This is a genomic window from Paracrocinitomix mangrovi (genome assembly GCF_019740355.2).
Lineage (GTDB): Bacteria > Bacteroidota > Bacteroidia > Flavobacteriales_D > Crocinitomicaceae > Paracrocinitomix > Paracrocinitomix mangrovi.
Map to the genome: position 1 here is coordinate 3418066 of NZ_CP091819.1, position 16405 is coordinate 3434470.

The following is a 16405-nucleotide window of genomic DNA, read 5'->3' on the forward strand; positions in this document are numbered from 1 at the left end:
ATTGGTTGTTGATAAGTATTTTAACACCCTGTGAAAAAGTAAGTTTTTGTTCCTAAGTAAAAAGCACTATTTTGGCGGCCTTGAAAGCTTAATTGTGTGGTCTTTTACCACGGCTACTACACCTACCTCTTAACTCATGAAAAGAACATTTGCCCATGCGCAATTATTCCTTTTGGTCGTATTGTTGTTTTCAGCAACTTATTCCCATGCTCAATTAACCATTGATTTTAGAATGGCTATTGTCTCTACAGATGTAGATGACATGGATGCAGCCATGGCGGGTTCAATTTTAGGTGGTGATAGTGACCCAGTTTGGCAATATGCTGTAACTGATCTTCCATTTGCCACTACTTTACAAGGTAGTTTTGCCCCTGGAGAAATTAATTGTGCGGGTAGTTATTTATTAAATGATGTTTTCTTTACTCAAACTTATCCTGCAGGCTGTAATACACCTACTGATTATACGCTAGAATTAACAGCCGGTGAAAAGGATAATGGATCTTCCAACGTTTTGACGGGTGATGACGCCTATGTAAATCAGACTTATAACATACCGGCAATTTCATTAACCTACCCTACTGGTGGTTGGTTGAGTTTGGGAACCTATACTTTAACTGCACCTGGAACTGATTGCGGTTCAACCGGTACTGTTACCTGGACATTTGAAGTTGAGTATCAAACTGTTGGACAAACAGAATATATTGCACCTTCAATATCTTGTTTACCTGGGAGTGTAACTCAAAATGTTGATGCTGGATCATGTGGAGCCATAGTAAATGGAATTTCACCTGTTTCTGCAACAGATAACTGCGGGGTCGCAGCTCAAACCTGGATTTTTTCTGGTGCTACAGTAGATACTTCAGCAGCATTGGGTATCAATGATGCAAGTGGAATGTTTTTCAATCCTGGTATTACAACAGTTACTTATACCATTCAGGATTATTCAACAAATGCAGCAAGTTGTAGTTTCACTGTAGAGGTAATTGATAATGTAAATCCTTCAATGACTTGCCCAAATGATACTACTTTAAGTCCTGCCGCTACATGTACGGCCATTGTGAATAATTTGGCGCCGGTAATTGTAGATAACTGTACTCCGGCATTTGTTACCTGGACAATGTCTGGCTCTACTACCGGTTCATCTCCCTTAACAGGAATAAATGATGTTAGTGGAGAGTCATTTAATCCGGGAGTCACTTCTGTAGTCTATGAAATGGAAGATCCAGGAGGGAATTCTCTGAATTGTAATTTTGATGTAACAGTAATTGATAATACGCTACCTTTAATAAGTTGTCCTTCAAACATTACTCAAAACAATGATGCAGGCTCATGTGGTGCAATAATTAATTACACTGCACCAGTTGGTACCGATAACTGTACAGGTGCTTCAACATTAATGACAGCTGGTCTTACTTCAGGTTCATTATTTCCAATTGGTACAACAACTGTTACTTATGAAGTAACCGACCTTGCTTCAAATACTGCTACATGCTCGTTTGATGTAACTATTTCTGATACAGAAAACCCTGTAATTTCATGTCCGGGTAATATTGCGCAAAATAACAGCACAGGATCTTGTGGAGCAATTGTTAACTACGTTACTCCGGTTGGTACGGACAACTGCACGGGTTCAACTACATCAATGATCGCCGGTCAGGCATCAGGGACATTATTCCCAATAGGAACAACAATAGTTACTTATCAGGTGGTTGATGCTTCAGGGAATTCTGCGCAATGCTCGTTTAATGTTACTATTACTGATACGCAAAACCCTGTCTTATCTTGTCCAGCAAATATTAATGTCAATAATGATCCAGGATCATGTGGAGCTATAGTAACTTATACTACTCCTGTTGGTACAGATAATTGTCCTGGTGCCACTACTACAATGACAGCAGGTCAAGCAACTGGTACTTTGTTTCCAATTGGAACTACCACCGTTAGTTATCAAGTAATTGACGCGTCCGGTAACACAGCAAATTGTTCATTTGATGTAACAGTTTCTGATAATGAAAGTCCTGTATTGACATGCCCAACTAATATAACTGTAAACAGTGATCCTGGAGTTTGTGGGGCTACAGTAACATATACAGCTCCTGTAGGAACAGATAATTGCCCGGGAGTAACAACCACCATGACTGCCGGTCAGGCATCCGGAACAGTTTTTCCTATTGGAACTACAGTAGTTACTTATCAAGCAACTGATGCATCAGGAAATGTTACCACTTGCTCTTTCAATGTAACTGTTAATGATGCTGAATTACCTGTAATCAGCTGTCCAGCTACTTTTAGTCAAAACAATGATGCTGGAGTATGCGGTGCAACTATTAATTATACTACACCTGTAGGAACCGATAACTGCCTGGGTGCTTCAACAGTAATGACAAGTGGATTAGCTTCCGGTTCATTGTTTCCGATTGGAACCACAACAGTAGGATATCAAGTAACAGATGCATCAGGAAATGTTGCTTCATGTTCATTTGATGTAACTGTAGTTGATGCTGAGAATCCTGTTATAACATGTCCTTCAAATATTTCACAAAATTCAAACCTTACTACATGTAGCGCAGTTGTGACTTATACAGCTCCGGTTTATAGTGATAATTGCCCGTCTCCTGTTATGAATATGACAGCAGGGTTTGTAAGTGGTGCTTTATTTCCTGTTGGAGTAACGCCTGTTACTTATCAGGTAACTGATGCTTCAGGTAATACTTCTCAATGTACTTTTAATGTTACAATTAATGATAATGTCAACCCAATAATAAATTGTCCAAGTGATATTAATGCTAACACTGATCCGGGAAGTTGTGATGCTGTAATTACTTACACGGCGCCTGTCGGAACAGATAACTGTAGTGGTTCAGTAACTTCAATGCTTTCTGGTTTAACTTCGGGCTCAGCTTTCCCAATAGGAACAACAACCGTAACTTATCAAGTTATTGATGCTAGTTCTAATTCTGCTCAATGTTCTTTTGATGTAACAGTTGATGACAACGAAAATCCTGTTATTACTTGCCCATCTAACATTACAACAAACAATGATTTAAATGCATGTGGTGCAACTGTAGCATATGGAACACCGGTTGGAACTGATAACTGTGCTGGTGCAACTACTACAATGACAGCTGGATTAACTTCAGGAGCTTTTTATCCAATAGGTGTTACTACAAATTCATTCCAAGTAGTTGATGCATCCGGAAATACGGCAAATTGTTCATTTACAGTTACAGTTAATGATTCTCAGATTCCGCTTATCACTTGTCCGGGAAATATCAATGTAAATAATGATGCAGGTATTTGCGGTGCAACGGTTAACTACAGTACACCTGTAGGAACCGATAACTGTCCGTCTCCGGTTACGTCAATGTTAACAGGACAGGCTTCAGGTACTCAATTTCCAATAGGAACAACAACTGTAACTTATCAAGTAGTTGACGCCAATTCAAATTCTGCTCAATGTTCATTCAACGTAACTGTAACGGATAATCAAAATCCAACCTTAAGTTGTCCATCAAACATTACTGTTCCGAATCTTAATAATAATTGCGGAGCAATTGTAAGTTATACTGCTCCTGTAGGAACCGATAATTGTCCTGGAGTATCTACAACAATGACAGCTGGATTCGTAAGTGGTGCTTTGTTTCCTGGAGGAGTAACAGTGCAAACATTCCAATCTATTGATGCTGCAGGAAATACTTCAACATGTAGCTTTACTGTAACGGTTGAAGATCAACAAAATCCTGTAATAACTTGTCCAGCCGATATTACTACAAATAATGATGTGGGGAACTGTTCAGCAGTGGTGAACTATACAGCTCCTGTAGGAACCGATAATTGCCCATCTCCGGTAACTTCATTATTAAGTGGATTGACTTCTGGAAGTACGTTCCCAATTGGTACAACAACTGTCATTTATCAAGTTGTAGACGGTAACTCAAATACTACTCAGTGTTCTTTTAATGTAATAGTTAATGACACTGAAAATCCAACAATTAGTTGTCCTGCGAATATTACTGCCAATAATAGTACAGGATTATGCGGTGGAATGGTAAATTATACTGCACCGGTAGGAACAGATAATTGTCCTTCTTCTACCACTTCACTTTTTAGTGGGCAGGCATCAGGTACAATTTTCCCTATTGGAACTTCAGCAGTTGTGTATCAAGTAACAGATGCATCTGGAAACACTGCACAATGTTCATTTGATGTAACTGTTATAGATACTCAGAATCCAACTATTTCTTGCCCTACAGCAGTTAATATTTCCAATGGCTTGGGCGCATGTGATGCTGTAGTTAATTATTCTAATCCTGTTGTCAATGACAACTGCGCAGGATCAACTTTTGCATTGTTCAGTGGATTGCCAACAGGTTCAAATTTCCCTGTAGGAACATCAACTGTAGTGTATGAGGCAACAGATGCATCAGGTAATACGGCTCAATGTTCATTTGATATAAATGTATTTGATACAGAAAATCCAACAATTACTTGTCCTGCAGATGTTACGGTTGGGAATGATTTAGGAACATGTGGTGCAGTTGTTAATTATACGGCACCTGTTGGAGTTGATAATTGTACAGGTGCAACAACAACATTATTGAGTGGATTAGCATCAGGTCTTACGTTCCCTGTTGGGACAACAACTGTATCTTATCAAGTTGTTGATGCTAGTGGAAATAATGCTCAGTGTGCTTTCAACGTGACTGTAGACGATACAGAAAATCCAACCATTTCTTGTCCTGCGAATATGACGGTAAACAATGATCCTGGAATTTGTGGAGCTACAGTTACTTATACAACTCCTGTGGGAACTGACAACTGTCCTTCACCTACAACTTCGCTTGCCTTTGGACAACCTTCAGGTTCAGTTTTTACTGCCGGTTCATCACCAATAATTTACGAAGTACAGGATGCGGCAGGTAACATTACTCAGTGCTCTTTCACAATTACAGTTGTAGATATAGAAAATCCAACTATTACTTGTCCTACCAATTTAACTGTTTCAAATGATCCTGGAACTTGTACTGCAACTGTTACTTATGGTGTTCCGGTAACAGCCGATAATTGTGGAATTGCAACAACATCTGTAATAGCAGGTCCGGCAAGTGGAAGTGTTTTTAATGCTGGTATTACAACAATAACGTATGAAACTGCAGACAATGATGGAAACACAGCTCAATGTACTTTTGACATTGAAGTGATAGACACAGAAAATCCTACTATCAGTTGTCCTTCAAACATTTTAGTGAACAATGATCCTGGTGCTTGTGGTGCCATAGTGAATTTTACCAATCCTGTTGGGGTAGACAATTGTGCAGGTCCAACTACATCTTTGTTAAGTGGTATAGCTTCAGGTGGGTCGTTTCCTTTAGGAACAACAGTAAATACTTTTGAAGTGATAGATGCGGCAGGAAATAGCGCAACTTGTTCTTTTGATATTACAGTGAATGACGCAGAAGCTCCCGGAATTATCTGTCCAACTGATCAGATTGTAAGCAATGACCCTGGTGTTTGTGGAGCTGTAGTTAACTATCTTGATCCTGTAGTGACTGACAATTGTCCTGGTCAGACTTTTGCAATGATTAGCGGAGTTGTTTCTGGTAGTTTATTTCCTTCAGGAGTTACAACAACTACATTCCAGGCAATAGATGCTAACGGTAATACGGCTCAATGTTCTTTTGATGTAACAGTAAATGATACTGAGGCTCCTACTGTAACTTGTCCTGCAACAGTTACGGCAAATAGTAATCCTGGACAGTGTTCAGCAACGGTAACATATGGGACACCTGTTATTACAGATAACTGTGCCGCAGGAGGATCTGTTGTTATTGCTGGATCACCCTCAGGATCAGTTTTCCCTGTTGGAACATCAACAATCACATATGAAGGATCTGATGTTGCAGGTAACACAGCTCAATGCACTTTTGATATAATAGTTATTGATGTTGAAGATCCAACAATTACTTGTCCGGCAAACATATCTACAACTAATGATCCGGGAACTTGTGGAGCAACGGTAAGTTATCCACCAATTATTGGCTTAGATAACTGTACAGGAGTAACAACTGCAATATTCTCTGGTTTACCTTCTGGATCAGTTTTCCCTGGTGGAATTACAACGGTAGTTTTTGAAGCAACAGATGGAGCCGGAAACACTGCACAATGTTCGTTTGACGTCAATGTAATTGATACTGAAATCCCTTCTGCAGTTTGTGCATCAGACATCACAGTGAATAATGATTCATCAGTGTGTGGTGCAATAGTAGTTTATGCTGATCCTGTAGTTACTGACAATTGTACTAATCCAACAATTAATGTTTTGAGTGGTTTACCTTCAGGATCTACTTTCCCAATTGGAACTACAACAAACTTGTTAGAGATAGTTGATGTAAGTGGAAATACTGCAACTTGTACATTTGATATTACAGTTGTGGATGTTGAACCTCCGGTGGTTATTTGTCCGGCAACGCAAACTGTTGCGGCTAATGCTAACTGTGAATTTACTTTGCAAAATTATGTGGGTTCTGCTACTATTGATGATAACTGTGGGTCGTACACTGTTCTTCAAACACCAGCTCCTGGTACCATACATCAGGCATTTGCAGATGTTACACTAATAGCGACAGATCAATTTGGAAATGTTGATAGCTGTACTTTCCAGGTATTAGCAAACGATAATACAGCTCCTATTTTGCAATGTCCTACTCAACACACTGATTACTTCTCTAATGTTTGTGATTTACAATTGCCGGATTACGTTGGTTTGTTGACGATTACAGAAAATTGTAACGTTTATAATTATGTTCAAACTCCTGCGCCGGGAACAATGATTTATGCAGATACAATTTTAAATTTTGTTGTAACTGATGCAGCCGGAAACACTAGTTCTTGTTCTTTTGACTTATTTGTACAAGATTCAACTCCTCCAACCGTATCATGTCCACCACAAGACATTGAGGTGTTCTTTAGCTCAATCTGCGACTTTGAGGTTCAAGATTATTCGGCTTTTGTAACAACTTATGATAACTGTGGACCTGTAACTTATATCCAAAGTCCATTACCTGGTGATACAATTTATGCTTTACAGCCGGTTTCAATTATCGCTACTGATATTAATGGAAATACAACTACTTGTACTTTTAATGTAATCCCTAAAGATACTGTTCCTCCTGCCTTGATGTGCCCACCTGATCAGGTTGAGTATTTTGATGATAGTTGTGCTTTTACAATTCCTGATTATATGCCTTTGGCAACAATTATAACAACTTGTGAAAACATTCCATTGACACAAAATCCACCTCCTGGAACTGTTGTAACAGGGCCAACCACAATTGCTTTATCAGGAACTGACGTTTCTGGGAATGTCAATATTTGTACTTTCAATGTAACTTTATTAGACACTATAAGTCCGATTATTACTTGTCCGGCTGATATTTATTCTTGTGACACAACCGTTACTTATTCACCACCTACAGCAACTGATAACTGTAATGTATTGAGTATTGTTAGGACTTCTGGTCCAGTATCTGGTAGTGCATTCCCTATGGGTACAACAACCATTACTTATGAAGCAACAGATGATTACGGAAATACTGATGTCTGCAGTTTTGATGTAATAGTACTTCCTTTACCTGAACTTTCATCTACAGAGCAAGATATAACTTGTTATGGAGAAACAGATGGAGCGATAGATGTTACAGTAAACAGTGGTTCAGCACCATTTACTTATGAATGGTCTACAGGTGCAACAACTGAGGATATTAATGGACTGGGACAAGGTGATTACACTATTGTTGTTGTAGATAAATACGGTTGTACAGATACTTTGACAGAGTCAATCGTTGAGCCGCCAATATTAGATGTTTCTTATACCACTATCCTTAAAGGGTGTAATGGCTTTACAGATGGATACATCAAGTTAGGTGTGCAAGGTGGTACTCCGCCATATAGTTTCAACTGGTCACCTGCTGTAGGAGCTGGAACTACTGCTCAAAACTTACCTCCAGGGGATTATAGCATTTCATTAGTAGATGTTCAGGGATGTTCAGTAGATACAACATTTACTGTTGAAGAAGCAGATACAATAAGCATTGAAGGTGAGTTGTCAATTTATGAAGATCCATTCAATATTTCAGATGAAGGATTGTCAGATGGTTGGATTGATATAACTGTTTCTGGAGGTATACCGCCGTACAATTATAGCTGGGATAATGGATCAATGGATGAGGATTTAGAAGATATTCCTGCCGGCACATATACAGTGTACATTGATGATGATGGAGGATGTCAGGGTACAGCTACATTCACATTGATTGAGCCTAAGAATTTAGATATCGCTAATGCATTGAGTCCGAATGGTGATGGTATGAATGATTATTTAATCATTAAAAATGTTGAATACTTCCCTAATAATAAGTTGATTGTAATGAACCGTTGGGGAGATGTAGTTTACGAGAAGGCTGGCTACAATAATGATTGGGATGGAAAAGCCAACAAAGGTGTTGTGCTATATGGTAAGAAGTTGCCGGAGGGATCTTACTTCTACATCTTTGATCCGGGAGACCCGAATTATAAGAAGATGGAGGGTTATATAATAATTAATTGATGCAGGAGATGAAGAAGATTTTATACATATTGTTTTTGTTAATTGTGCATCAAGGATTTGCTCAAAACAGAGTGAATTATAGCCAATACATGCATAACCATCAGATTTTTAACCCTGCTTATACATCTGAAGATAAAGAGTTGGGAGCTTCAGCTTTATACCGTAATCAATGGATGGGGATTAAAGGAGCACCTTCAAGTTTTATTGGAAACTTTTATGTGAGTACAGGAAGATCAAAGTTTGATGCTCAATTCTTGTATGATCGCATTACGATATTTAGTCATTTGGAGGCAGGATTATCTTATAGCTATACTATCAAATTGGGTGTAGCAACAAGAATGTCTTTTGGGATTAAAGCAACTTATAATCAGCAAACTTACGATTATAATCAGCTGCATTATTTTGATGGTGGAGATCCTAATTTAATTGGGGTAGTTAAAACTCAAGGAGTCAATTTTGGAACAGGATTGTTCTTTAGACATGGAGACTGGCACGCAGGATTAGGAGCGCCTTATTTATTTGCCAACAGAAACTTGAACAGTGCATCTGAATTGTACAATGATGTGAGTTATCAGCACTTTTACATTACCGGAGGATACAAAGTGATTAATAATAGATCTATGACATTTTATCCAACCAGTATGATTAAATGGACAGCTGGAGCTCCTGTGAGTTTATCAGTAGACGCTAACTTCCTTTTCAATAATTTGATTTGGGGATCAGTTGGCTATAAAACCGGAAACACTATAGTGTTATCCACTGGGGTATTGCTTTGGAAAAACTTTAAAATCATATACTCTTATGATTTAAGTTTAGGAAAAGTAAGTAAGTATGGAGGAATGACTCACGAAATTTCAATGGGATATGGAATGGATTTATTTAGTAAAAATTCATTCGTTAAACGAAAATTTGTCACCAGAAAAGGTGGTAGAATGAGAAACAAGAGAAGAAATTGGAGATAATCACATTTTCTTTTGAAAGCTTTTCTTTTGTTTCTTCGTAAGTAAATCCTTTTTGTTTTTGATCATTTCTTTGAGCTTTGTTTGTTGCTCCTTATGCAGTTGAGGGTAAATGGATAAAAAATTATCAAACACTTTTTCAGGCCATGCGGTTTTGTTTTCAAACACCCGTAGTACGTTTTTATAAATATCTGCTTGATTATGAATTTCAGAAGATAATTTAATAATAGATTCATCTGAAATGAAGTTGTATGCCCATCTCTGACAAATCAATTGTCTAAGCTTTTTATCATCTGTTTTGTAAAATTTATTTTCTAGGGATTGAATACATACTGGATGCTGATATTCCTGATAATGCACTTTGTGTAATAAAGTATTGCAAACTTCATTTTTTGCAGTATCAAAAATGGACATTAGTACAACAATGCGTTCGCGTTCATCATTTTCTGTAAGGTGATTGATGACTAAATCTTGGGCATTTGCTTCTCTGTACGTCAATAAATGTCCATAATTTGAAGTTTGCATAAGATTTTCCTGACTGTACTTATACATCAAGTTTCTTTTGTCATTTGCTAGTCCCCATAATGTGTATGTAGTGTACAATGCACCCGGAACAAACTTGTCTTTATTTTGAGGAAGGGTAGAGCCTGTGATTCCGTCTACCATTTTATATTTTGATAATTGTTCTGCTTTGGCAGGTGCTAATGTCGTATGCTGTACATCTTGATTGCCATGTTTTTCTCCATTGTGTTTTACCTGACTATTTCCAAATCTTGGATCTGGTCCGTTGAGAATTTCCTCTAGTAATTTATAATCAGATTCTGTAAAAGGCTCATGATCTAGTTTTGTCAATATTTCACCTTCAGGCTGATTAAATTTCCAGTAATTACCTGTCAGATCCCAATAAAAATTCACCTTAACAGGTAGGCATTCTCCCGTGTTGCATACTGGTGTAAAAATTTCACTGTAATAATAAATTGGGAGACCATTTTCTGTTGCCAGAACAATTTCATTTTGCATTGAATCTAAAATGATACCGGTAGGAATGTGTTTAATATCTGCATCATTTTTTCGAAAGTAATTTGTAAATGAAAAGAGTACTAATAACAAAGGAATCAATATGATTTGTTTATTTTTCATCTTTTTAAATGTATAAAAATCCAATTGATTTATCTTTAGCATGCATTTTGTAATACAATCTTAAACCATTAAAGTTTAAAGTCATGAAACAGTTCTTTTTAATATTAGTGTCTACTGTGATGCTATTTTCTTGTGATGAAAAAGATCTTGAAAAAGTTGAATACTCAACAAGTACAATGATGGGAAGAACAGTTTTGTCTGTCAGTAAAGATTCTGTGGTTGTCAATTTTAATGGAAGAGGAAATCCTACTCATTTCAGCCGCGCAACTAAAGACGGAGAATGGGATGGTGTGTTATCAAGTTTAAGTAAAGTTGAATTTGATCAGGTAGGAGATTTAACTGCTCCTTCAAACAAACGTGCAACGGATGCAGCTGCTCACGCGTCATTCATTTTTATTACAAAAGATTCTACAATAAGGTCAGCAAGTTTTGATGACAATAATCCTCATGAAATGTTGATACCATTAATGAAGGAAATAAACAAAATTCAGGAAGAGAATAAAAAGTAAAAACGAGAAACAGCCGGCCATCTAAAGACAACCGACTGTTTTTTTAGGGTTTAATCAGCCTCAGTTGGCGCTATACCAATACCCACATTTATTGACATTCTCAGGGAGAATTTCGTAACCGTATTCCAGCTTTTTAACACCCACAATATCGGTTCCGTTATCGTTCATAGGATAAAGGTTGGGGAACTTACCAACTGACCACCATTGCCATGTACTTTCTCCTGGTTTCTTTCTAAATTCTAAAGGCATTACTTCTACTTTGCCATTGTCTTTTTCAACAGCCGCATAACCTGCTGCAGTATTGAAGTCAACTTCATGGTCATTAGGCCAAGGTTTCATAATATCACCAGTTTGTGACAAAGAAACTTTTAAAACTTTACCGTATTTAGATAAATCAGTATAGTTTCTGATTTTAGCGTGATCATCTGAACATCCTGCTAAGTCAGGGAAAGTAACTGCAGATTTTTGCTTTTCTAATAGTTGGTTATAGTAATTTTTTAGATTTTGCTTGTTATCTCCCGTTAAATCAACTTTTAGTCTTCCATATGCTAATTTGGTTGAGTTTCCATATCTAACTGGAATGTCATGTACGCCATCAGGTAAATACATCATCCACTTCAAAATATTTAAATGTGGAAAGTATTGAACGTGTGATTCATAATTCACCGTATTGATATCAGGGAATAGGTTGAAAACGAAATACGCATTTTCTGAGCTAGCTTCTTTCACTTTTGTTCCATTGAACATTGATTGTCTAATTTCAGTTCCATGTCCCCATGGGTTTTTGTCTTTAGCATATTTATCGTCTGGACTGATGAATAACAATGAAGGGATTCCTCCAGCAGTTTTGTTGGTCATTGTAAAGTAACCCGTTATGTAAGCAGGTTTTCCAGGGATAATAGTTTCAATTAACTGAGCATCTGTTTCAGTTCCTACTTTAGGCTCAGATCCAAACACTACGATTTGTTCAAGGTGATCTCTGTGATACGTTCCGGTAATCATCTTACCAAACTGTTCAATTGTTCTCTTATAAGTTTGATGAGCTTCATCACGCATGTCTTCTAATTGCATTTCACCCGGAACCATAAGCACGGCCATATCTGCTCTGTCTCTCGCTTCTTTTGCATAGGTGTATTGATTTCTTGGATGTGCACCTTCAGCTTCTTGAATGGCATCTCTGATTTGTTTAACTAAATCTCCTTTTCCATCAATCAATTCTTTTTTAAACAAAACATAATCTTTGTAGAAATCAAGAATTTTCTTTCCGTTATCTCCGCTTGGTGGTTCTGCATTAGCATCTGCAAAACGAGCAAAGGAGTATTCATTCATGTTTTGTTGTGTCATGGTACCCATTCCGGAAGTAGGAAGCTTTTTAGGATAAATCATCAGATAATCACCTAATTTTTCTTCATCCGCTTTAATTTTTGCTTCTATCGCTGGAAAATCAAGTTGCTCTAGTTCATCTAAAAATGGACGATCCCATTCTCTTGAAGTCAAGTTAATTTTAATGTTGTGCATGTGTTTGCCTTTTTCATAATAATAAGGCATGCTTTCAACCACATAAGCATTTTCTCCACTTGCTGTATTTTGACTTGTAGAAGTACTTGTACCAGAATTAGTGTTATTGGTAGTTTTGCTATCTCCAGAACTTGAAGAACTACTGCTGCTACTATTGTTGTTTGTTTTTACAGTTCCCTTTGCTTTGTTTTTGATCTTGTTCAAATTGATTTGTGCATTTGAACTTAATGGAAGTATAAGGGCAACTCCCATGATTAATAAAACCCTTTTCATAATTTAAATTTTAAGTATTGCTGATTACAATTATTAACACAGCAAAGAAAAGGGTAGGACTTGTATACCCCTAATTTTGGGGGTCTACAAAGGGGCTACAAAACAGTTTTGATTAAAAATCCTTTAAAAACTCATAGATGTCTTCACTGTCCTCTAAGCCCAGTTTTTTCTTGAGTCTATAGCGATTCATCTTCACACTTTTTGGCATTATATTTAAAAACATCCCAATCTCTTTTGAATTTAAATTCATTTTGATGTATGCGCAATGTCGCAAATCATTTTGAGTCAATTTTGGATATTTTTCCTTCAATTTCTTAAAGAAATTTGGATGAACAGTTTCAAAATGTAGCTTGAATTTGTTCCATGCTTCATCCACATTAATAACGTTTTTAAGTTGACGTTTTATTTGTTCCGTTTTTAGGGTTTTGGAATTAGATTCAAAATTTACTTCATCTAATTCTCCTAACACCGCTTCAATCAACTTGTCTTTTTCCATGGTGTTGGTTGCCAAAGAAGTGATTTTTCTGTCTCTGTTATTGAGGTCAATTTCTTTTAACTCATTGTGCAGTTTATATCTTTCTTTTTCAACTTGAAGAATTTTTCTTTTCAGGTTGTTACGGTTGATGATAAATACTAAAAATAGAATCACAACAATACTAAAGCTGATTGAAATCCAAGTCACAAATTGTCTTTGTTTAGCTTTTGCAGCTTGTTCTAATGATTCGTTTTCAAGCAGAACAATTTGTTTGGCTTGTTTTTCAGATTCATATTGTTCTCGTAATTCAGCTGTTCTTTCTGCTAGCGTGTTGCTGAAAATTGAATCATTCATCTCCTGATATGATTCCAGATACTCATGAGCTTCCTTGTATTTTCCAAGTTTGCTGTATACTTTGGACAAGCCCTTGGTAATATTTATTTGCATTGGTGCTGATGAAATATCATCTGCTACAGCTTTTGCTTTTTCAAATGCCTTAGCTGCGGTTGCATACTCTTCAATGATATAATAAATTGATCCCAGGTTGGTATATACCATAGCCAACCCTTCTTTGTCTTCCAAAGCTTCAAATTGTTCGGCTGCTGTGGTGTAATAGGTAATAGCGTTTTGATGATCTTCTTTTTCTTTGTAGATGATTCCAAGGTTGTTTGTAATTCCTGCTATCATCCTTTTATCCGAACTGTTTTCAAAGATCTCATAGGCCTTCAAGTAATATTCTTCGGCTTTGTCATAATCTCCAGATTCATGATAAACAGAGGCAATATTGTTAAGGGTTTTACCAATCTTTTGTTGATTCCCGAGATTGGTTTTGATTTCTAATGATTTTTTTAAATAGTCCAGAGAGTTTTCATAATCTTTAATGGCCATGTAGATTAATCCAAGGCTATTATATGCTTCTGAAATTTTATCAACGTCATCCAGATATTCATAGATTTTTAATGCGGAAAAATAATAGGTGAGGGCAGATTCATAATTCCCTCTCATGCGGTCCAATGCCCCAAGGTTGATGTAGGAATTTCCCAATCCGGCAGTATCTTTTACTTTCGTCCTGATTTTAAGTGCGCTTTGATGACTGTTGAAGCTTGAGTCGATTTCTCCCATTCTCAAGTAAATCACTCCCATGTTATTATGTGCATTGGCTTCTTCTTTTCCGCCAATTTTTTCAAATTGTTGAAGAGATAATTCCCACCAGTATTTGCAGCTATCTAATTTTCCAAGGTAATAATATGCCGTGCCTATTGTTTTGGCGAAATTGCCTTTCAGATTAGGATCTTCACCTATTGAATTGATTCCTTTTGTTCCATATTGAATGGCTAAAGGTGGATTAGTTGCAAGTACATTTTTAGCCGCAGTTAGGTCAGGATGTTCGTTTTCTTCTTGCGCATATAAAGGCAGAACGAAAATAAAAACGAATATTATGAGGGTTATTTTCTTCAAAGGGAGATGAATTGTTTTTTTAAAGATATGAATTGATTACCAATTACTTGATGCCCCACCACTTTGTGAAGTTCCTCCTCCCCAAGAAGTACCACTGTTATTGTTGTTATCAGATTCTTTTTTATTTTCTTCCGGTTCAACGGTTTTCTTTACTGATTGAGTAGATGTTGATTGAACAGTAGAAGTGGTTGAAGAATAGAAGTTTTCTTCTTTTACAAAAGAGCAGTTTTCACATTGATATACCATGATTTTTTCACCTTCATAAGATTCTCTGGTTTTGTCAAATTTGAGCAATTTATAATGACATTCAGGGCATTGCTGATATTTGTTGTACAATGAGCCATGATTTTTGGTTTTTTCATTGGCATAGAATCCCCATACTACATCCATGTCATATACTTTTGCTTCGGTTAAATCATCCGTTCCGTAAACAGCATACAATTCACTTTTTACAAATTCAGGTTTTATCAAACCTTTTGACAATACAATGTCTTGCTCATCAAATGTAAGTTTCTTCATTATCATTCCCGTTGGAGATACTTTGGGAGCTTCTTCCCAAATAAGTTGTTGTTTTTTCCAGGATGATTTCAAGGCTTTTATCATTATAAAAAGAAAGATCATAGGAAAAGGAAATAAGATAAACCAAATCCACAGGTCCCAAAGAATAAGTTTTTTGTATTTCTGATTGGGTGACAGATCTTTTTTAGAAATGATGAAAACCAGATATAGTAGAAAGAAAACAGCTAAAGTGGATCCTGCTAATGAGGTCAATAGAAAATAAATTGAAAATGCTTTGTTGCCAAAAACAGCAGTGAGCTTATTTACAGATTTGTCATAAAAATTAAGTTCTTCTTGATTGATGTTGCCATTTCCATTAGTTATGGAATTAACTCCGGATCCTTCATCTGGATCAGTAAAAATGAGGTCAGCATTTCCGTTATACAGTATCTCAACGGTTGTATTTAATCCATTAATGATTCCCTGGCTATATTCGCCAATCTTAAAGTAAGGAATCATGTCCGTTTCTTGAATTTCTTTACAAACTGCATCAGTAAGTATTGCTTCTGTTCCAATTCCTGTAATGAAATCTACTTGTTGAATATCTGTGGTTAATGAAATCAGTAAACCATTGTCATTTTTAGATTGTCCAATCCCCCAATAATTAAATAGATCTGTATAAAAAATACGCGCATCTTGATTGCCTACAGATTCAAGACAAACTACTGCAATTTCAAAATCTGTGGAATCTTCAAGTTTTTTTAAAATAGAGTCAATTTCGAAAATCTCCTGTTCAGTAAAAACATTGGCATTATCACTTACTCTGCTATTGTTAAACTTTCTGTTGTTTTGAACTTGTTCTACAGATAGTTTCCAATTATCATCTTGGGCAAAAATTGGAAAGAGAGATAGAGAGAAATAAAAAAGGAGGAGTTGTTTCATTTTGGGTATAACTTCAACTTGGTATCAT

General features: G+C 36.6%; 7 protein-coding genes. 3 read left to right on the forward strand and 4 right to left on the reverse strand.

The features are described 5' to 3' along the window. Positions 1-136: 136 nt before the first annotated feature. Both K6119_RS15415 and K6119_RS15420 read left to right on the forward strand, forming a co-directional pair. The gene (locus tag K6119_RS15415) at positions 137-8605 is read left to right on the forward strand and encodes an HYR domain-containing protein (RefSeq protein WP_221833106.1); all 8469 of its coding nucleotides are present in this window, start codon (positions 137-139) and stop codon (positions 8603-8605) included. An 8-nt stretch (positions 8606-8613) separates the two neighbouring features. Further along, positions 8614-9567, forward strand: coding sequence for a PorP/SprF family type IX secretion system membrane protein (locus K6119_RS15420; RefSeq protein WP_221833107.1), 954 nt, complete (start codon positions 8614-8616; stop codon positions 9565-9567). Here the strand turns inward: K6119_RS15420 and K6119_RS15425 are convergent, their stop codons facing one another. Next, complete coding sequence (locus K6119_RS15425; RefSeq protein WP_221833109.1) at positions 9568-10704, reverse strand: hypothetical protein; 1137 nt, start codon at positions 10702-10704, stop codon at positions 9568-9570. An 83-nt stretch (positions 10705-10787) separates the two neighbouring features. On the opposite strand from K6119_RS15425, the gene K6119_RS15430 reads away from it, so the two are divergent. Then, complete coding sequence (locus K6119_RS15430) at positions 10788-11213, forward strand: hypothetical protein (protein WP_221833111.1); 426 nt, start codon at positions 10788-10790, stop codon at positions 11211-11213. 60 nt (positions 11214-11273) lie between these two features. Here the strand turns inward: K6119_RS15430 and K6119_RS15435 are convergent, their stop codons facing one another. From K6119_RS15435 to K6119_RS15445, 3 genes are all read right to left on the reverse strand, one after another. Further along, entirely contained in the window at positions 11274-13004 is a 1731-nt protein-coding gene (locus tag K6119_RS15435) for a hypothetical protein (protein WP_221833113.1), read from the reverse strand. Positions 13005-13116: 112 nt separating this feature from the next. After that, entirely contained in the window at positions 13117-14937 is a 1821-nt protein-coding gene (locus K6119_RS15440) for a tetratricopeptide repeat protein (RefSeq protein WP_221833115.1), read from the reverse strand. Positions 14938-14973: 36 nt separating this feature from the next. Next, positions 14974-16377 carry a TPM domain-containing protein gene (locus K6119_RS15445; protein WP_221833116.1) on the reverse strand — a complete coding sequence of 468 codons (1404 nt, stop codon included), beginning with the start codon at positions 16375-16377 and terminating at the stop codon, positions 14974-14976. Positions 16378-16405: the final 28 nt, after the last annotated feature.

What these genes read in the sequence shown, in the direction of transcription:
- K6119_RS15415 (WP_221833106.1), top strand. Translation starts at nt 137, where the DNA reads ATGAAAAGAACATTTGCCCATGCGCAATTATTCCTTTTGGTCGTATTG.
- K6119_RS15420 (WP_221833107.1), top strand. Translation starts at nt 8,614, where the DNA reads ATGAAGAAGATTTTATACATATTGTTTTTGTTAATTGTGCATCAAGGA.
- K6119_RS15425 (WP_221833109.1), bottom strand. Translation starts at nt 10,704, where the DNA reads ATGAAAAATAAACAAATCATATTGATTCCTTTGTTATTAGTACTCTTT.
- K6119_RS15430 (WP_221833111.1), top strand. Translation starts at nt 10,788, where the DNA reads ATGAAACAGTTCTTTTTAATATTAGTGTCTACTGTGATGCTATTTTCT.
- K6119_RS15435 (WP_221833113.1), bottom strand. Translation starts at nt 13,004, where the DNA reads ATGAAAAGGGTTTTATTAATCATGGGAGTTGCCCTTATACTTCCATTA.
- K6119_RS15445 (WP_221833116.1), bottom strand. Translation starts at nt 16,377, where the DNA reads ATGAAACAACTCCTCCTTTTTTATTTCTCTCTATCTCTCTTTCCAATT.